This is a genomic window from Pseudomonas sp. sp1636 (assembly GCF_030376615.1).
GTDB lineage: Bacteria > Pseudomonadota > Gammaproteobacteria > Pseudomonadales > Pseudomonadaceae > Aquipseudomonas.
The window spans coordinates 59,615-76,785 of the sequence record NZ_JARRAB010000004.1; the positions used below are offsets into that span (position 1 = coordinate 59,615).

At 66.3% G+C, this 17,171-nt stretch carries 14 protein-coding genes; 9 read left to right on the plus strand and 5 right to left on the minus strand.

Annotation, left to right across the window (positions count from 1 at the left end; genetic code table 11):
• Window positions 1-186 precede the first annotated feature (186 nt).
• Window positions 187-3,771, plus strand: coding sequence for a DUF2339 domain-containing protein (locus P8H27_RS05415; RefSeq protein ID WP_289635683.1), 3,585 nt, complete (start codon window positions 187-189; stop codon window positions 3,769-3,771).
• 14 nt (window positions 3,772-3,785) lie between these two features.
• The gene (locus P8H27_RS05420) at window positions 3,786-5,129 is read left to right on the plus strand and encodes a DUF3999 domain-containing protein (RefSeq protein ID WP_374761332.1); all 1,344 of its coding nucleotides are present in this window, start codon (window positions 3,786-3,788) and stop codon (window positions 5,127-5,129) included.
• 50 nt (window positions 5,130-5,179) lie between these two features.
• Here the strand turns inward: P8H27_RS05420 and P8H27_RS05425 are convergent, their stop codons facing one another.
• Window positions 5,180-5,581, minus strand: a complete 402-nt coding sequence (locus P8H27_RS05425) for a YkgJ family cysteine cluster protein (RefSeq protein ID WP_289635685.1) — start codon at window positions 5,579-5,581, stop codon at window positions 5,180-5,182.
• A gap of 259 nt (window positions 5,582-5,840) precedes the next feature.
• Between P8H27_RS05425 and P8H27_RS05430 the strand changes: the two genes are divergently transcribed.
• The 3 genes from P8H27_RS05430 (at window position 5,841) to P8H27_RS05440 (ending at window position 7,779) form a co-directional block, all read left to right on the plus strand.
• Window positions 5,841-6,848 (plus strand): class 1 fructose-bisphosphatase, encoded by a 1,008-nt coding sequence (locus P8H27_RS05430; RefSeq protein WP_289635686.1) that lies wholly within the window; start codon window positions 5,841-5,843, stop codon window positions 6,846-6,848.
• Between the two features lie 3 nt (window positions 6,849-6,851).
• Complete coding sequence (locus P8H27_RS05435; RefSeq protein WP_289635687.1) at window positions 6,852-7,454, plus strand: DUF924 family protein; 603 nt, start codon at window positions 6,852-6,854, stop codon at window positions 7,452-7,454.
• Window positions 7,455-7,524: 70 nt separating this feature from the next.
• A complete protein-coding gene (locus P8H27_RS05440) occupies window positions 7,525-7,779 on the plus strand; it encodes a hypothetical protein (RefSeq protein WP_289635689.1) in 255 nt (84 codons plus the stop codon).
• Between the two features lie 129 nt (window positions 7,780-7,908).
• Here the strand turns inward: P8H27_RS05440 and P8H27_RS05445 are convergent, their stop codons facing one another.
• Window positions 7,909-9,273 (minus strand): formimidoylglutamate deiminase, encoded by a 1,365-nt coding sequence (locus P8H27_RS05445; RefSeq protein ID WP_289635690.1) that lies wholly within the window; start codon window positions 9,271-9,273, stop codon window positions 7,909-7,911.
• 93 nt (window positions 9,274-9,366) lie between these two features.
• Here P8H27_RS05445 and hutC point away from each other — a divergent pair, with 93 nt between their 5' ends.
• On the plus strand, window positions 9,367-10,119 hold the full coding sequence (hutC, locus tag P8H27_RS05450; RefSeq protein ID WP_289635691.1) for a histidine utilization repressor: 753 nt from the start codon (window positions 9,367-9,369) through the stop codon (window positions 10,117-10,119).
• Entirely contained in the window at window positions 10,116-10,706 is a 591-nt protein-coding gene (locus P8H27_RS05455) for a HutD family protein (RefSeq protein ID WP_289635692.1), read from the plus strand. The genes hutC and P8H27_RS05455 overlap by 4 nt, the downstream gene beginning before the upstream one ends.
• Before the next feature lie 44 nt (window positions 10,707-10,750).
• Here P8H27_RS05455 and P8H27_RS05460 read toward each other — a convergent pair whose 3' ends face one another.
• From P8H27_RS05460 to P8H27_RS05470, 3 genes are all read right to left on the minus strand, one after another.
• A complete protein-coding gene (locus P8H27_RS05460; RefSeq protein WP_289635694.1) occupies window positions 10,751-11,485 on the minus strand; it encodes an amino acid ABC transporter ATP-binding protein in 735 nt (244 codons plus the stop codon).
• On the minus strand, window positions 11,478-12,494 hold the full coding sequence (locus P8H27_RS05465; protein WP_289635876.1) for an amino acid ABC transporter permease: 1,017 nt from the start codon (window positions 12,492-12,494) through the stop codon (window positions 11,478-11,480). The genes P8H27_RS05460 and P8H27_RS05465 overlap by 8 nt, the downstream gene beginning before the upstream one ends.
• A gap of 91 nt (window positions 12,495-12,585) precedes the next feature.
• The gene (locus P8H27_RS05470; protein ID WP_289635695.1) at window positions 12,586-13,380 is read right to left on the minus strand and encodes a transporter substrate-binding domain-containing protein; all 795 of its coding nucleotides are present in this window, start codon (window positions 13,378-13,380) and stop codon (window positions 12,586-12,588) included.
• A 472-nt stretch (window positions 13,381-13,852) separates the two neighbouring features.
• Between P8H27_RS05470 and hutU the strand changes: the two genes are divergently transcribed.
• Complete coding sequence (gene hutU / locus P8H27_RS05475; RefSeq protein ID WP_289635697.1) at window positions 13,853-15,538, plus strand: urocanate hydratase; 1,686 nt, start codon at window positions 13,853-13,855, stop codon at window positions 15,536-15,538.
• Window positions 15,539-15,540: 2 nt separating this feature from the next.
• Entirely contained in the window at window positions 15,541-17,076 is a 1,536-nt protein-coding gene (gene hutH / locus P8H27_RS05480) for a histidine ammonia-lyase (protein WP_289635699.1), read from the plus strand.
• Window positions 17,077-17,171 lie beyond the last annotated feature (95 nt).

The following is a 17,171-nucleotide window of genomic DNA, read 5'->3' on the forward strand; positions in this document are numbered from 1 at the left end:
TGATGGGGCTTTTTTGTGTTGTTGCGCGCCTGCAGGTGAGTGAAATTGCCGTGCCTGTGATATGCCCGACACTCGTCTGTAGGAGGCGGGGAGGCCGGGTCGCTATACTCGCGGCACGCCCCAGGCGCGGGTGCGCGCAGTGCAGGGAAGCCTGTGGTTCGGTTCAATCCGTCTAGGAGTTAGCGCATGCAATGGATCTTCATGCTGGTCGGGCTGGTGCTGGGGGCTCTGGTTGCAGAGTCGCTGACGGGCGCGCTGTTGGGCGGCTTGGTCGGGCTGGGTATTGTTCAGGCGCTCAAGCTCAGAGGGCTGGAAGCGCAGAACGCCGAGCTGGCGAAGCAGCTGAAAAGTTTCGCCGAGCGCTTCGAACAGGGTACTCAGGCCGTTCATGAGCGCCTGTGCAAGGTCGAAGCGCAGCCTGCGGCGGCGGATGAGTCGCCGCCGGCCATGGCGGCGCCGGTCGAGATGGCGCCCGCTGCACCCGAGCCCGAGCCCGAGCCCGAGCCCGAGCTGAGCTGGGAGTTGCCGGCGGAGGCTCTTGAGCCACTCGAACCCGGGCCGGCGCCGAGTGCTGCCGATGCCTGGACGCAGGGCGCGGAGGAGCCGCGTGCCACGCCGGCTCCGCGCCAGCCGACCAAGCCGCGCGAACCTTCGCCGATCGCGCGCGCCATCGATCTGGCTCAGGCCTGGCTGTTCGGCGGCAATACCGTGCTGCGCATCGGCGTGTTGCTGCTATTTCTCGGGTTGGCCTTCCTCTTGCGCTACGCCACCGAAGGCATGGTGGTGCCGGTGCAGTTGCGTTACGCCGGGGTAGCGGCCAGTGCCGTCGGCTTGCTCGGCCTGGGCTGGTGGTTGCGTCTGCGCAACCCGAACTACGGCCTGATGCTGCAAGGCGCGGGCATTGCCGTGCTGTACCTGACGATCTTCGCGGCCATGCGCCTGCACCCGTTGCTCGCGCCGGCGCAGGCGTTCGCCCTGCTGTTGCTCGTGACCCTCTGCTCGGCGATTCTGGCGGTGGCGCAGAACGCCCTGGGCTTGGCGGCCGCGGCCGCGCTCGGTGGTTTTGCCGCACCGATCCTGACCTCGACCGGCAGCGGCGACCATGTCGCGCTGTTTTCCTATTTCATCCTGCTCAACAGCGCCATCCTGGCCATCGCCTGGTTCAAGGCCTGGCGTTTGCTCAACCTGATCGGCTTCGTCGGCACCTTCGGCATCGGTTTCGCCTGGGGGCTGCGTGCCTACACCCCGGAGTTGCTGGGGAGTACCGAGCCGTTTCTGCTGTTGTTCTTCCTGATGTACGTGGCCATCGGCCTGTTGTTCGCCCGGCGCAAGCTGCGCGAGGCCGGGGATGCGCCCGAGGGTCGCGATGAACTGCTGCGCTGGTCGACGCGCCAGGGCGATTATGTCGACGGTAGCGTGCTGTTCGGCCCGCCGCTGGTGGGTTTTGGTCTGCAATACGCGCTGGTGCAGCATCTCGAGTTCGCCGCCGCCTTCAGTGCGCTGGCGCTGGGGTTGTTCTATCTGGGCCTGGCGCTGCTGCTGGCCCGGCGCACGGAAGGGCGCGCCTTGCTGCTGGTGGAAACCTGCCTGGCGCTGGGCCTGGTGTTCGGCACCCTGGCGATTCCCTTGGGCCTGGATGCGCGCTGGACGTCCGCCGCCTGGGCGGTGGAGGGCGCCGGCATCTTCTGGCTGGGATTACGCCAGCGGCGCCGCCTGGCCCGGGCCTTCGCCCTGTTGTTGCAGGCGGGGGCGGCGCTGGCCTTTCTCGGTGAGCTGCGGCCCGGCGTGGACAGCCTGCTGGCTGGCCCGGCGCTGGGCGCGCTGATGCTCGGCGCGGCGCTGCTGTTCAGCTTCTACAGGCTGCGTCAGGCGGCTGACGCTCAGGCCTCGGCTTGGGAGCGGCGCGGTTTGCCGCTATTGGCCGGCGCCGGCTTGGCTTTTCTCTACCTGCTCGCGCCGCTGTGTTTCAACGCCGAGGCCACGGCGATCAGCTGGGCCCTGGCCGGCCTGGCCAGCTTGTTTATCGGCCTGCGCCTGCAGTCGCGCAGCTTCCTGTTCAGCGCCTTTGCCGTGCAGTTGCTCGGTGGGGCGCTGTTTCTGCTGCAACTGGACGCCGCCTCGGGGATCGGCTCCGGGGCGTCCGCTGCCGGTTGGCGCGGCTTACTGAGCGCCTCGCTGATCGGTCTGGCGCTGATCGGCGGCATGCTGCTGGCGGCGCGGGATCGGCAGGTCAGCGGCGATCGACGGCTGATGCGCGGGCTGTCGGCGGTCTTGCTGATCGGGCTGCTGTTTATCAACCTGGCGGTGCTGTTCGTCCTGCCTTGGCAGAGCGCCAGCGCGGTCTGGGGCGGCAGCGGCTTGTTGATCGTCTGGCTCAGCCTGCAGTTGCAGCAGCGCGCCAGCTTCATCTTCGGTCTGTTGTTGCAGCTGTTCGGCGGCCTGTCTTTCCTGGTCGCCAGCCCGCTGCTGTTCGCCTCGTTCGCCAGCGAAGGCCTGCGTCCGCTGGCCCACGCCGGGTTCTGGACGCCCGCCGTGCTGGCCATTGCCGCCTTGATCGGTGCCTGGCGACTGCAGCAGGTGGCGCGCCGTGAGCAGGCCGCCACGCTGTCTGCCCGGAGCCTGCAGCGCTTGTCGCAACTGTTGCTGGTGTGGGGCGGCGGCTGGTGGGTGCTGACCCTGAGTGGCGAAATTGTCCGGTTCGCCGCGGCCGAGGTGCAGGCGTCGCTGTTGTTGCTCGGCGCGGCCCTGAGTGTGGCGCTGTGGTTGTTGCTTGCCGCGCGCCTGCAGTGGCGGGCGCTGGCGCTGCTATGCACGCTGCTGATTCCCGCGGCCGCGCTAATCCTGCTGTCTGCCTGGCACCTCGAGTATCACCCGTTGGCGAACTTCGGTTGGCTCGGCTGGGGCGCCCTGTTCGCCGTGCACCTACTGGCGCTGCGGCGCCTGAGCGGCCTGCTGCCGGCCGGGGTGTTGAGTGCCGCCCATGTGCTGGGCTGTTGGCTGCTTCTCGGGGTCTTGGCCCTTGAGCTGCGCTACCTGCTCTATCTGCTGGCGGAGCACTACAACGCCTGGCGTTGGCTGGGTTGGGCGTTGCTGCCAAGCCTGTATCTGCTGCTGATGGCGGCACCCCGTCAGTGGCCGTGGCCGATAGCGGCGTATGCGCGCGAATACCGTCTGTTGGCGGCGGCGCCGCTGGCGCTGCTGATGCTGGCCTGGTTCTGGCTGGCCAATATCGCCAGCGATGGCGGTGCCGAGCCGTTGCCTTATCTGCCCTTGCTCAATCCGCTGGAGCTGGGCTTGCTGATTGCCCTGTTCGCGGTGTTCCACTGGCTGCGCGGTGCCTTGGCGCAACTCGGCCTGGCGAGTATGGCGCGGGGCCAACTGGCCCAGTTGCTGGCGGGCGTTTCGCTGTTTGCCCTGCTCACGGCGGCGGTGCTGCGCGCGGCCCACCATTGGGGCGATGTGCCTTACCGGTTGCCGGGGTTGCTCGAATCGATGCGGGTGCAGGCGGGGTTGTCCATCGTCTGGACGCTGATCGCCCTGGCGCTGATGATCGGCGGCCACCTGCGTGCGCGGCGCGAGCTGTGGCTGGTCGGTGCGAGCCTGATCGGCGTGGTGGTGGCCAAGTTGTTCTTCGTCGAACTGGGCAATCAGGGCGGGCTGGAGCGCATCGTCTCCTTTATCGGGGTGGGCGTGTTGTTGTTGATCGTCGGTTATTTCGCGCCGCTGCCGCCCCGGCAGTCGGTGCCTGAAGCGGAGCAGGTGCAGCTATGAGTGGATTGATCGGTATGCGCGGCTTGCTGCTGACGTTGCTGGCCTTGCTCGCCCCTCTGGCGCTGGGTCAGGAAAACGCCAGCGACTATGCCCTCAAGGTGCCGCTGAGCCTGAGCGGCGAGGGCCCCTGGTACCGCCTGGAACTGCCGATGGCCGCGCATCTGGCCGCGCGTTACGCCGACCTGCGCGACCTGCGGGTGTTCAACGGCGAAGGCGAGGCCCTGGCTTATGCCCTGACCCTGGGCAGTGCCCGGCAGAGTGAGACGAAGGACACGGCGGTGAAGTGGTTCCCCTTGCGCGGCCCGTTGAGTGCCGAACAGGCCCCGAACGTGCGTGTGCAGCGCAGCAGCAGTGGCACCCTGGTCGAGGTGCTGGGGGAGGCGGCAGCGGATGCCCAGGCAGAGGTGCTGCGCGGCTGGTTGCTCGATACCAGCGGCATCGAGGCGCCATTGCACCGGTTGATTCTCGATTGGAGCTCCGGGGACGAAGGCTTTCAGCGCTTTTCCATCGAGGCCAGCGACGACCTGCAGCAGTGGCGCGCCTGGGGCGATGGGCAGATTGCCCGGCTGTCGTTTGCCGATGAGCGTATCGAGCAGCGCGAAATCCGCCTGCCGGGCCAGTCCGCCCGTTACCTGCGCCTGCTCTGGAGCAGCCCTCGGCAGGCTCCGCAGCTGTTGTCCGCGCGGCTGCTGAGTGCCCGCAGCGACATGCTGGCGGCGCCCCTGACCTGGTCGGCCGCGTTGTCGCCGAGCAGTGCCAAGGCCGGGGAGTACAGCTGGAACCTGCCCCTGGCCTTGCCGTTGCAGCGCTTGCGGGTCGAGCTGGGGCAGGCCAATACCCTGGCGCCGGTAAGCGTCGCGGGCCGGCGTGAAGGCCGGGTACAGTGGCAGCCGCTGGCGCGCGGTCTGCTCTATCGCCTGCCGCAGGATGGCAAAGAGGTCGTGCAGGATGAGTTGGAACTGCAGGGTGCGCCGGTGCAGCAGCTGCGTGTGCAGGTGGATGAACGTGGCGGCGGCCTGGGCGGCGACGCACCGACCATCAGGGTCGGCATCCGCGCGACCCAGGTGGTCTTTCTCACCCGCGGCACGCCGCCCTATGTGCTGGCTATCGGCAGCCCAGGCGGCAAGTCGGCCAATCTGCCGCTGAGCACCTTGATTCCGGGCTATGACGACCAGCGCTTGGCCACGCTGGGGCTGGCGACTGCGGTTGAGCCGAAACAGGTCGAAGCGGCGGCAAGCGCCGAGCCGGCGGGTTGGGACTGGAAGCGCCTGGCGCTATGGGGCGTTTTGTTCGCCGGGGTCGGCCTGCTGGTGCTGATGGCCCTGAGTCTGCTGCGGACCAGGCCCGCCGCGCCCTGAGCCTAAAAGCCCCGTCAGCCCGGCTGGCGGGGGCTTTTAGCTGGCACTATTCAGCTCAGCGCCTTCGGCTTGTACGCACAGTAGCCGGGCCGTGGGCCGACTTTCGGGTGGTTGCGGCAGGTGTCCGGGCGTTTGTCGTAGATGGTGCACAGGCGGCTCTTGCGATCCAGGTACAGGCAGTCGTTGTTGCTCATGCGGATCAGGGTGAAGATCCCCGACTTCTGGTTGAAACGCTCGACGATGCCCTCTTTTTGCAGGCGCTTGGCGATATTCTTCGGCGGATCGCCGCGCTCGAAATCGTCGACCACGCCGATGCGGATCAGGTCGCCGATGCGCACCTCGACCGGCAGCGTGCAGCAGCTGGAGATGCAGCTGTGGCACATGTCGCTGGTGTATTTGGCCCAGGTGTCCAGGCGGTCGAGTTCGGCGGCGGCGATCAGGTTGTTCTTCATGGGGCTATGGGCGCGTGTTGGCTGGGCAGCGGGCGATGATAACGGCGTTGACGGATTTGTGAACCAACATCTGCCGGCTGGTCGGTTTTCTTGGCTAAAGCCGCTGCCGGGTTGCGACAGGTTGCCAGAGCCCGCGTAGGGGGCGGTGTCGGTCTGTCGCCGGCTTGGGGCGGATGGCAACCGACGGGCGGCGGCAGGAGGCGCCGGCGCCCGTAACCGGTTAAACTGCGCACGATTTCTTTCCTTCCCGGAGCCATCCATGTCCCGCATTACCCTGAGCCGCTATCTGATCGAGCAGACCCGCAGCCATAACACCCCCGCCGATCTGCGCTTCCTTATCGAAGTGGTGGCGCGGGCTTGCAAGGCCATCAGCCATCAGGTTTCGAAGGGTGCCCTGGGCGGCGTACTCGGCAGCATGGAAACCGAGAACGTGCAGGGCGAAGTGCAGAAGAAACTCGACGTGCTGTCCAACGAAATCCTCCTCGAGGCCAACGAGTGGGGCGGCCACCTGGCCGGCATGGCCTCGGAAGAAATGGACAAGGCTTACCAGATTCCCGGTCGCTACCCGAAAGGCGCTTACCTGCTGGTGTTCGACCCGCTGGATGGCTCGTCCAACATCGACGTCAACGTCTCGGTGGGCACCATCTTCTCGGTGCTGCGTTGCCCGGATCGCAACGGCGCCACGGGCGACCTGGGTGAAGAAGCCTTTCTTCAGCCTGGAACCCAGCAGGTTGCCGCCGGTTATGCGATCTATGGCCCGCAAACCATGCTGTTGCTGACCCTGGGCGAAGGCGTCAAGGGCTTCACCCTGGATCGCGAGCTGGGCAGTTTCGTGCTGACCCACGACGACATCAAGGTGCCGGAAACCACCCAGGAGTTCGCCATCAACATGTCCAACCAGCGCCACTGGGAAGCGCCGGTGCAGCGTTATGTGGGCGAGCTGCTGGCCGGCGAAAGCGGGCCGCTGGAAAAGAACTACAACATGCGCTGGATCGCCTCCATGGTGGCCGACGTGCACCGTATTCTCACCCGTGGCGGCCTGTTCATGTACCCGCGCGACAGTCGCGAGCCGGAGAAACCTGGCAAGTTGCGCCTGATGTACGAAGCCAATCCGATGTCCTTCATCATCGAGCAGGCGGGAGGCGCGGCGACCAATGGCACCCAGCGCATTCTCGATATCCAGCCGACTTCCCTGCATCAGCGGGTGGCGGTCTTCCTTGGCTCCAAGGAAGAAGTCGCGCGGGTGACCGCTTACCATCAGGAGTGAGTCATGAGCAAACCTTGGCAGCCGTTGTTCGACTGGTGGTTCGGTACCGGGACAGCCGCCGTCGAGGTGGCGGCGACGCGCTCTGCGCTGTGGTTCGGCAAGCAGGATAGCCAGGACGCCGAGGCACGTGAGCGCTTCGGCGGGCTGGTGGCGCAGGCGCTGGCCGGCGAACTGGATGGCTGGGCGGAGTCGGCGCACGGCTGGCTGGCGCTGATTTTGCTGCTCGACCAGTTGCCGCGGATGATCTTTCGCGACAGTCCGCAGGCGTTTGCCGGCGACGGCCGAGCCCGGCAATTGGTGCTCGGGGGGTTGGACGGGGAGCGGGAAGAGGCGCTGGCGCCGATCCAGCGGGTGTTCGTCTACCTGGTTCTGGAGCATGCCGAAGACCTGCTCCTGCAAGACGAAGCGGTGCGCCGCTTCACTCAGCTACTGTCCGTCGCGGCGCTTGCCGAGCGTGGATTGTTTGCCGATTACCTGGATTACGCCGAGCGGCATCGGCGGGTGATTGAGCGGTTTGCCCGCTTTCCCCATCGTAATGACGTGTTGGGTCGATCTTCGACCCCGCAAGAATTGGCCTTCCTGCAGGAACCCGGGGCGCGTTTCTGACGTCCTATCGCACGGCTGCTGCGGCACTGTGCCAAGCTTGCCCGCCCTTTGCCATTCTGGAGCCTGCGCCATGTCGTTGCGCTATTTCGCCGTGCTGTTGTGTTGTCTGTTGCTGGCTGCCTGCAGCAAGGTCAATCAGGACAATTATTCCAGGCTCAAAGCCGGGATGAGCAAGCCGGAGGTCGAGCAGTTGCTCGGCGCGCCCAGCGAGTGCACGGGCGTCTTGGGCCTCAGCAGTTGCACCTGGGGCGACGAGCAGAGTTTCATCAGCGTGCAGTACGCCGGCGACAAGGTGCTGATGTTCTCGGGCAAGGGGCTGAAATAAGGCGCCGCGCCTATGTGTGGGGTTGTCAGCCATCGCCTTGCAGGTTTTGTAGCCTGGATAAGTCGCGGTACGCGGCGCAATCCGGGATAGCGATCCCGGATCAACGCCGCTGCAGCGTGGCCGATGCGGTTAACCCAGCAGCTCGCGCAGCACCCCGGCGAAGGCGCGGGCGGTTGCCGCTTCGCCGGGGTGCTGGCCGTTGCGAACCACCCAGCGGCCGCCGACCATGACATCGCGGATCTGTCGCGCGCTGCCGGCGAACAGCCAGCGACCGAGCAGGGCATCGTCGCTGGCCGTGGCGATATAGGGGTCATCGCCATCCAGTACCAGCCAGTCGGCGCGCTTGCCGACGGCCAGTTCGCCCACCGGCTGGCCGAGCGCCTGGGCGCCGCCGGCCAGGGCCGCGTCGTACAGGCTACGGCCGATCAGCGGCTGGTCGCTGCGGTACAGGCGGTTGCGCCGCTGGTCGCGCAGGCGTTGGCCGTACTCCAGCCAGCGCAGCTCTTCGCTCATGCTGACCGAGACATGGCTGTCCGAACCGATGCCCAGGCGACCGCCCTGGGCGAGAAAGTCCACCGCCGGAAAGATACCGTCGCCGAGGTTGGCCTCGGTGCTCGGGCAGAGTCCGGCCACGGCGCCGCTGCGCGCCATCAGGCTGACTTCGTCGGCCTGCGCATGGGTGGCGTGCACCAGGCACCAGCGTTGATCCACCGGCGCGTTCTCGTACAGCCATTGCAGGGGGCGGCGGCCACTCCAGGCCAGGCAGTCGTCGACCTCCTTCTGCTGCTCGGCGATATGGATATGGATCGGACTGTCGCTGGTGTGCGCCGCCAGCACCGTCTCGATCTGTTCCGGGGTTACCGCGCGCAACGAATGGAAACACAGGCCCAGGCGCTGCGCCGGACGCTGTTCGAGCAGGGGCTGCAGGCGCTGGTGCAGGGCCAGGTAGCTGTCGCTGCTGTGGATAAAGCGCCGCTGCCCGGCATTCGCCGGTTGCCCGCCGAACCCCGAGTGGCTGTAGAGCACCGGTAGCAGGGTCAGGCCGATGCCGGCATCCAGGGCGGCCTGGCTGATGCGCAGGGCCAGCTCGGCCGGGTCGGCATAGGCCTGGCCCTGCGGGTCATGGTGCACGTAATGGAACTCGGCCACCGAGGTGTAGCCGGCCTTGAGCATCTCGATATACAGCTGGCGGGCGATCACCTCGACCTGTTCGGGGCTGAGCTGGCCGACCAGGCGGTACATCAGTTCGCGCCAGGTCCAGAAGCTGTCGTTGGGGTTGCCAGCCACTTCGGCGAGGCCCGCCATGGCGCGCTGGAAGGCGTGCGAGTGCAAGTTGGGCATGCCCGGCAGCAGCGGGCCGCACAGGCGTTCGGCACCCGCGGCCGAGGCGCCGACGCTGATGCTTTGCAGGATGCCGGAGGCGCAGACCTCTAGGCGGACGTTCTGTGCCCAGCCTTGGGCGAGCAGGGCGCGGGGGGCGAAGAATGCAGGCATAATGCTAGTCCACTTGCTGGTATTTATTTGTATATACATATACAGGTGTTTGCGTCGAGGGTAAACTACCGATCAGGCGACAAGGAGAGATGCATGGTAAAAACATTGTCGAAGCCGTCCGCTCTTGCCGGTCAGCTCAGTGAAGCACCGGCACCGCTGTATGCCCAGGTCAAGCAGATGATCGTCCAGCAGATCCACAGCGGCGCTTGGCCGGCGCACCACCGGGTGCCCTCGGAAAGCGAGCTGGTGGAGCAGCTGGGTTTCAGTCGCATGACCATCAACCGCGCCTTGCGCGAGTTGACCAATGACGGCCTGCTGCTGCGCATGCAAGGCGTGGGCACCTTCGTCGCCGAGCCCAAGGGGCGTTCGGCCTTGTTCGCGGTGAACAACATCGCCGACGAGATTGCCGCGCGCGGCCATCGTCACCACAGCAAGCTGATTCGCCTGGGCGAGGAGCTGGCCAGCCCGGAGCGGGCCATGGCGCTGGATCTGCGCGAAGGCCAGCGGGTATTCCACTCGCTGATCGTGCACTACGAGAACGATGTGCCGGTGCAGCTGGAGGATCGCTACGTCAATGCGGCCGTGGCGCCGGATTACCTCAAGCAGGATTTCACCCAGCTCACGCCCTACGCCTACCTGTCGCGCGTCGCGCCGCTGAGCGAGGGCGAGCACGTGGTCGAGGCGATTCTCGCCGAGGCCGAGGAGTGCCGGCTGTTGCAGATCGAGCGCGGCGAACCCTGCCTGTTGATTCGCCGGCGCACCTGGTCCGGTTCCCAGGCCGTAACCTCGGCGCGCCTGCTGCATCCGGGCTCGCGCCATCGCCTGGAGGGGCGTTTCAGTTCATGAGCCAGATTCATCTCCATCGAGCCGCCGACTATCCGCGCATGCCCTGGAAGAACGGCGGCGGCAGTACCCTGGAAATCGCCCGCGACCAGGGCGAAGGCCTGGAGGGGTTCGGTTGGCGCCTGTCGCTCGCCGATATCGGCGAGTCGGGCGGCTTTTCCGCCTTTGCCGGCTACCAGCGCATCATCACCGTGCTGGAAGGCGCGGGCATGCAGTTGCAGGTGGACGGCGTGCCGTCGCGGCCGCTGTTGCCGTTCGATCCCTTTGCCTTCAGTGGCGACAGCCGGGTGCAGTGCCAGTTGCTGGCCGGCGCCATCCGCGACTTCAACCTGATCTATGCGCCGCAGCGCTACCGCGTGCGCTTGCAGTGGTTGGCGTTGGCGCGGTCGCAGCGCCTGTTCAGCTCGGCCAGCACGCTGCTGTTGTTCGGTGCGGTCGATGCGCTGCAGGTGACGGTCGATGACGCCGACTGCGCGCTGCTGGGGCGCTACGACTGTCTGCAGATCGAGCGCGCCATCGGCCTGGTCGAGTTGCAATTGGCGGCGGATACGCCGGGGGCGTGCTGCCTGATCGAATTGATCGCGCTTTAGCGCCTCGCGGGAGTGGGAGCCCCCGGCGGGGCTCCCGCTAGGGCTTACAGCACCTGGCGCAGGAAGGCCTGGGCGCGCGGATCCTGGGGTTGCTGGAAGAATTGCGCGGGGGCGGCATCCTCCAGCAGCTTGCCGTGGTCGAAGAACAGCACGCGGTCGGCCACTTCGCGGGCGAAGCCCATCTCGTGGGTCACGCAGACCATGGTCATGCCTTCCAGGGCCAGGGTCTTCATCACGTCCAGCACCTCGCCGACCATCTCCGGGTCGAGCGCCGAGGTGGGCTCGTCGAACAGCATCACCTTGGGCTCCATGCACAGTGCGCGGGCGATGGCCACCCGCTGTTGCTGGCCGCCAGACAGGTGCGAGGGGTACTCGTTGGCCTTCTGCGCGATGCCGACCTTGTCCAGCAGGGCACGGGCCTTGTCCTCGCACTCGCGCTTGCTGCGCTTGCGCACCACCTTCTGCGCCAGACAGAGGTTCTCCAGCACGGTCATGTGCGGGAACAGGTTGAAGTGCTGGAACACCATGCCGACCTCGCGGCGGTAGGCGTTGACGTCGGTTCTGGCGTCGGCCAGGTCGACGCCGTCGATGCTCACCGAGCCGGAGTCCAGGGTTTCCAGGCCGTTCAGGCAGCGCAGGAAGGTCGACTTGCCGGAGCCGGACGGGCCCAGCACCACCAGCACTTCGCCCTTGGCGACCTCGGTGTCGACGTTGTCCACCGCGCGCACCAGCTGGCCGCGGGCGTTGAAGGTTTTAACCAGTTCTCGGACTTTAATCACTTTGCGCGAGCCTCCGCTCCAGACGGTTGGCGATCTGCGACAGCGGCAAGTTGATCAGCAGGTACAGGGCCGCGACGCAGAACCAGATTTCGAAAGTGGAAAACGAGGTGGTGATCGCCTCGCGGCCGCTCTTGGTCAGCTCGGTGATGGCGATCACCGACACCAGCGAGGTGTCCTTGACCAGGCTGATGAACTGGCCGGCCAGCGGTGGCAGCACCCGTTTTAAGGCCTGCGGCAGAATCACGTGGCGCATCGCCTGCGGCGCGCTCAGGCCCAGGGAGCGGGCGGCTTCGTTCTGGCCCTTGGCAATCGACTGCACCCCGGCGCGGACGATCTCGCCGACGTAGGCGCCGGTGAACAGCGCCAGGGCGGCGACCCCGGCGAACTCGCGGGACAGGTTGAGCACGGTGCCGATGAAGAAATAGAAGATGAAGATCTGCACCAGCAACGGCGTGCCGCGCACCACTTCGACGTAAACCGTCGACAGGTCGCGCAGGGTCGGGTTGGGCGACAGCCGGCAGAGTCCGGTGAGCATGCCGATCAGCAGGCCGGCGGCGCCGGACGCTACCGAAATCCACAGGGTGTTCCACAGCCCCCAGAGCAGCGGGCCGGCCGTCCAGTGGCGGTTGAAGCCCAGCGCATCGCCTTCGTCGACCTCATCGCCCTCGCCCAGCAGCAGGCTGTCGGCGGCCACCGTCAGCACCTGCTGGCTGCCGCCGTCGCTGGCCAGGGTCACGCGGGCGGTTTTCCCGAGCGTTTCGATCGAGTCGATGCGGCCGGGCTCGTTGGCGCGCTCCATCTCCTCGGCCTGGTAGACGAAATACTGGGGAATGCGATTCCAGCGCCATTCGTAGGCGATCATCGAGGTGGACAGCCAGATGCAATAGATCAGGGCGATCAGGCTCAGCACGGTCAGCGCGTGCCAGGGCCACTGCCGCGGACGCCGCCGCTTGCGCGCCGCGGGCTGGCGAGTCAGTGCCTGCCGGGGCAGGGCGAGTACTTTCTGCATATTCATGGGGAGGATCTCGGTCGCGGGCTTACTTAAAGGTCGCAAGCCGCCGAACCAGGGCAGGCCGCGGTTCGGCGGCGGGTTTGACTGGCTATTCCATGTCCTTCAGCCAGGCGACGCTCTTGAACCACTTGGCGTGGATGCGCGCGTAGGTGCCGTCTTCCCTGGCCTGGTGCAGGTAGTTGTTGATCCAGTTGAGGCTGTCGTAGTCGCCGCGCTTGAGGCCGAAGGCCAGGGGCTCGTAGGTGAAGGGTTGGTCGAGGTACACCAGCTTGCCGGCGCCGGCCTTGTTCACTGCCACGGCGTTGTAGGGCGCGTCGTAGATGAAGGCATCGGCCTTGCCGTTGACCACGTCGAGCAGGGCTTCCTGCTCGTTGTCGAAACCGTGGTACTGGGCCTTGCCGATCAGCTTCTTGGCGACCATCTCGCCGGTGGTGCCGATCTTCGAGGTGATCCGGTACTGGCCGTCATTCAGATCCTTGTAGGACTTGATCTTGCCCTCCAACGCCTTGTTGATCAGCAGGGTCTGGCCGACCACGATGAAGGGGTCGGAGAAGTTGATGCGCAGGTTGCGTTCCTGGGTCAGGGTCATGCCGCTGCCGATGATGTCGAACTTGTCGGTCAGCAGGGCCGGGATGATGCCGTCGTAGGAGGTGGAGACGACTTCCAGCTTGACCCCGGCGGACTTGGCCATGGCCTTCAGCAGATCCACCTCGAAGCCGACGATCTCGCCGCGCTTGTTGGTCATCTCGAAGGGCATGTAGGTCGGATCCATGCCGACCCGCAGGCTGCCGCGCTTGACGGCGTCGTCGATGGCGCCGGCATGGGCGTTGAGGCCGCTGAAGGCGGTGGCGGTGAGCAGCAGTGCGGAAAAGAGCTTTTTCATGAAGGTTCTCTTTTTATTGGATGGGGGAGGCCGAAGCCGCAGGCAGGTATACCCCTATATGCCATACATGTATAGACATGCATGGATGAAAGACCTGTTTCCAGACCGGAATTGCTCCGCGCGCGGCGCGCGGAGAGGGCGGCAGGGCCGCGTTGAAGGCCCGTGGCTATGGTCTAAACATCAGGTGGCGGGTTTGACTCAGGCTCGTTTCGGCAGTGGGGAGGCAGCGTTTACTCACTGGATGTCGCGTAATTGCTGGGCAAAAGGCGTTCGTGGCGGCGTTGTTGCTGGTGCGGGCGGCGATCCTGCGCTGTCGTTTTTGCCAAGGGCGGGCGGACGTCGCAGATTGCTCGACGAGCGGAGAGAATTTTGCTTGATCCAGGTTGTATATACATGTTTATATTTACGCATGCCCAGCCGTAACGCGCCAAACTACTCAGGCTGACGGCGGTTTTTCCCTGGAGGATTTCTTGTGAGTAACCCCACCCGTTTCCGTGACACCGAAATCCGCGCCCCGCGCGGCACCCAGCTGACCGCCAAGAGCTGGCTGACCGAGGCGCCGCTGCGCATGCTGATGAACAACCTCGACCCCGAAGTGGCCGAGAACCCCAAGGAGCTGGTGGTGTACGGCGGCATCGGCCGCGCCGCGCGCAACTGGGAGTGCTACGACCAGATCGTCGAGAGCCTCAAGCAACTGAACGACGACGAAACCCTGCTGGTGCAGTCCGGCAAGCCGGTCGGCGTGTTCAAGACCCACAGCAATGCGCCGCGCGTGCTGATCGCCAACTCCAACCTGGTGCCGCACTGGGCGACCTGGGAACACTTCAACGAACTGGATGCCAAGGGCCTGGCCATGTACGGCCAGATGACCGCCGGCAGCTGGATCTACATCGGCAGCCAGGGCATCGTCCAGGGCACCTACGAAACCTTCGTCGAAGCCGGCCGCCAGCATTACCAGGGCAGCCTCAAGGGCCGTTGGGTACTCACCGCCGGTCTGGGCGGCATGGGCGGCGCCCAGCCGTTGGCCGCGACCCTGGCCGGTGCCTGCTCGCTGAACATCGAATGCCAGCAAAGCCGCATCGACTTCCGTCTCAGCAGCCGTTACGTCGACGAGCAAGCCCGCGACCTGGACGACGCCCTGGCACGTATCGCCAAGTACTGCGCCGAAGGCAAGGCCATCTCCATCGCCCTGCTGGGCAATGCCGCCGAGATTCTCCCGGAACTGGTCAAGCGCGGCGTGCGCCCGGACATGGTCACCGACCAGACCAGCGCCCACGACCCGCTCAACGGCTACCTGCCGATCGGCTGGAGCTGGGAACAGTATCGCCAGCGCGCGCAGAGCGAGCCGGCGGCGGTGGTCAAGGCGGCCAAGCAGTCGATGGCGGTGCACGTGCAGGCCATGCTCGACTTCCAGCAGCAGGGCGTGCCGACCTTCGACTACGGCAACAACATCCGCCAGATGGCCAAGGAAGAGGGCGTGGCCAATGCCTTCGACTTCCCCGGCTTCGTTCCGGCCTATATCCGCCCGCTGTTCTGCCGCGGTATCGGTCCGTTCCGCTGGGCCGCGCTGTCCGGCGATCCGCAGGACATCTACAAGACCGATGCCAAGGTCAAAGAACTGATTGCCGATGACGCCCACCTGCACAACTGGCTGGACATGGCCCGCGAGCGCATCAGCTTCCAGGGTCTGCCGGCCCGTATCTGCTGGGTCGGCCTGGGCCAGCGCGCCAAGCTCGGTCTGGCGTTCAACGAGATGGTGCGCAGCGGCGAGCTGTCCGCGCCGGTGGTGATCGGTCGCGACCACCTCGACTCCGGCTCGGTGGCCAGCCCCAACCGCGAAACCGAAGCCATGCAGGACGGCTCCGATGCCGTATCCGACTGGCCGCTGCTCAACGCCCTGCTGAATACCGCCAGCGGCGCCACCTGGGTCTCGCTGCACCACGGCGGCGGGGTCGGCATGGGCTTCTCCCAGCACTCCGGGGTGGTCATCGTCTGCGACGGCAGCGATGCAGCCGCCGAACGCATCGCTCGGGTGCTGCATAACGACCCGGCCACCGGGGTGATGCGTCACGCCGATGCCGGTTACCAGATCGCCATCGATTGCGCCAAGGAGCAGGGTCTCAACCTGCCGATGATTACCCCGGTTAAAGGAGCCTGAACATGAACACCCTGAATCTGCTGCCCGGCCAACTGACCCTGGCCCAACTGCGTCAAGTCCACCAGGCACCGATCCGCGTAACCCTGGATAACAGCGCCTGTGCAGGCATCGAGGCCAGCGTCGCCTGCGTCGAGCAGATCCTCGCCGAGAACCGCACCGCCTACGGCATCAACACCGGTTTCGGCCTGCTGGCGTCGACCCGCATCGCCAGCGAAGACCTGCAGAATCTGCAGCGTTCCCTGGTGCTGAGCCACGCCGCCGGCGTCGGCCAGCCGCTGGACGACGATTTGGTACGGCTGATCATGCTGCTCAAGGTCAACAGCCTGAGTCGTGGCTTCTCCGGTATCCGTCGGCTGGTGATCGACGCGCTGATCGCCCTGATCAATGCCGAGGTCTATCCGCACATTCCGCTCAAGGGCTCGGTCGGCGCCTCCGGCGACCTGGCACCTCTGGCGCACATGTCGCTGGTGCTGCTCGGCGAGGGCAAGGCGCGCTATCAGGGCGAATGGCTGCCGGCCACCGAGGCGCTGGCCAAGGCCGGCCTCGAGCCGCTGACCCTGGCGGCCAAGGAGGGTCTGGCGCTGCTCAACGGCACCCAGGTCTCCACTGCCTACGCCCTGCGCGGCTTGTTCCAGGCCGAAGACCTGTTCGCTGCGGCGCTGGTCTGCGGCGGCCTCAGCGTGGAGGCCATGCTCGGCTCGCGCGCCCCGTTCGACCCGCGCATTCACGCGGCCCGTGGCCAGCGTGGGCAGATCGATGCGGCGGCGGCCTATCGCGATCTGCTCACCGCCAGCAGCGAGATTTCCCGCTCCCATGAACAGTGCGACAAGGTGCAGGATCCGTATTCGCTGCGTTGCCAGCCGCAGGTCATGGGTGCCTGCCTGACCCAGATTCGTCAGGTTGCCGAGGTGCTGGCGGTCGAGGCCAATGCGGTGTCGGACAATCCGCTGGTGTTCGCCGCCGAAGGCGATGTGATTTCCGGCGGTAACTTCCACGCCGAACCGGTGGCCATGGCCGCCGACAACCTGGCCCTGGCCATCGCCGAGATCGGCGCGCTGTCCGAGCGGCGCATCTCGCTGATGATGGACAAGCACATGTCGCAGCTGCCGCCGTTCCTGGTGGCCAATGGCGGGGTCAACTCCGGCTTCATGATCGCCCAGGTCACCGCCGCCGCCCTGGCCAGCGAGAACAAGGCGCTGGCCCATCCGCACAGCGTCGACAGCCTGCCGACCTCGGCCAACCAGGAAGACCACGTGTCCATGGCCCCGGCTGCCGGCAAGCGCCTGTGGGAGATGGCCGACAACGTGCGCGGCATCCTCGCGGTCGAGTGGCTGGGCGCCTGCCAGGGCCTGGATTTCCGCGAAGGGCGCAAGACTTCGGCGAAGCTGGAGCAGGCGCGCGCGGCGCTGCGCGAGCGCGTCTCGCACTACCAGCAGGATCGCTTCTTCGCCCCGGATATCGAGGCGGCCAGCGAACTGTTGGCGTCGCGCTGCCTGAGCGGCCTGCTGCCGGCGCAGTTGCTGCCGTCCCAGGCCTAAGCCCGCCGGATGCGCGCCCCTGCCCCGTCGATTGCGACGGGGCAGGGGCGCGTTTTGGCTATTAACCGGCCGTGCTAACACGTTCAGTCGGGCTG

Bases quoted from the DNA above. Each gene is read 5' to 3' on its own strand.
- P8H27_RS05415 (WP_289635683.1), top strand. From the start codon at position 187: ATGCAATGGATCTTCATGCTGGTCGGGCTGGTGCTGGGGGCTCTGGTT.
- P8H27_RS05420 (WP_374761332.1), top strand. From the start codon at position 3,786: ATGCGCGGCTTGCTGCTGACGTTGCTGGCCTTGCTCGCCCCTCTGGCG.
- P8H27_RS05425 (WP_289635685.1), bottom strand. From the start codon at position 5,581: ATGAAGAACAACCTGATCGCCGCCGCCGAACTCGACCGCCTGGACACC.
- P8H27_RS05430 (WP_289635686.1), top strand. From the start codon at position 5,841: ATGTCCCGCATTACCCTGAGCCGCTATCTGATCGAGCAGACCCGCAGC.
- P8H27_RS05435 (WP_289635687.1), top strand. From the start codon at position 6,852: ATGAGCAAACCTTGGCAGCCGTTGTTCGACTGGTGGTTCGGTACCGGG.
- P8H27_RS05440 (WP_289635689.1), top strand. From the start codon at position 7,525: ATGTCGTTGCGCTATTTCGCCGTGCTGTTGTGTTGTCTGTTGCTGGCT.
- P8H27_RS05445 (WP_289635690.1), bottom strand. From the start codon at position 9,273: ATGCCTGCATTCTTCGCCCCCCGCGCCCTGCTCGCCCAAGGCTGGGCA.
- hutC (WP_289635691.1), top strand. From the start codon at position 9,367: ATGGTAAAAACATTGTCGAAGCCGTCCGCTCTTGCCGGTCAGCTCAGT.
- P8H27_RS05455 (WP_289635692.1), top strand. From the start codon at position 10,116: ATGAGCCAGATTCATCTCCATCGAGCCGCCGACTATCCGCGCATGCCC.
- P8H27_RS05465 (WP_289635876.1), bottom strand. From the start codon at position 12,494: ATGCAGAAAGTACTCGCCCTGCCCCGGCAGGCACTGACTCGCCAGCCC.
- P8H27_RS05470 (WP_289635695.1), bottom strand. From the start codon at position 13,380: ATGAAAAAGCTCTTTTCCGCACTGCTGCTCACCGCCACCGCCTTCAGC.
- hutH (WP_289635699.1), top strand. From the start codon at position 15,541: ATGAACACCCTGAATCTGCTGCCCGGCCAACTGACCCTGGCCCAACTG.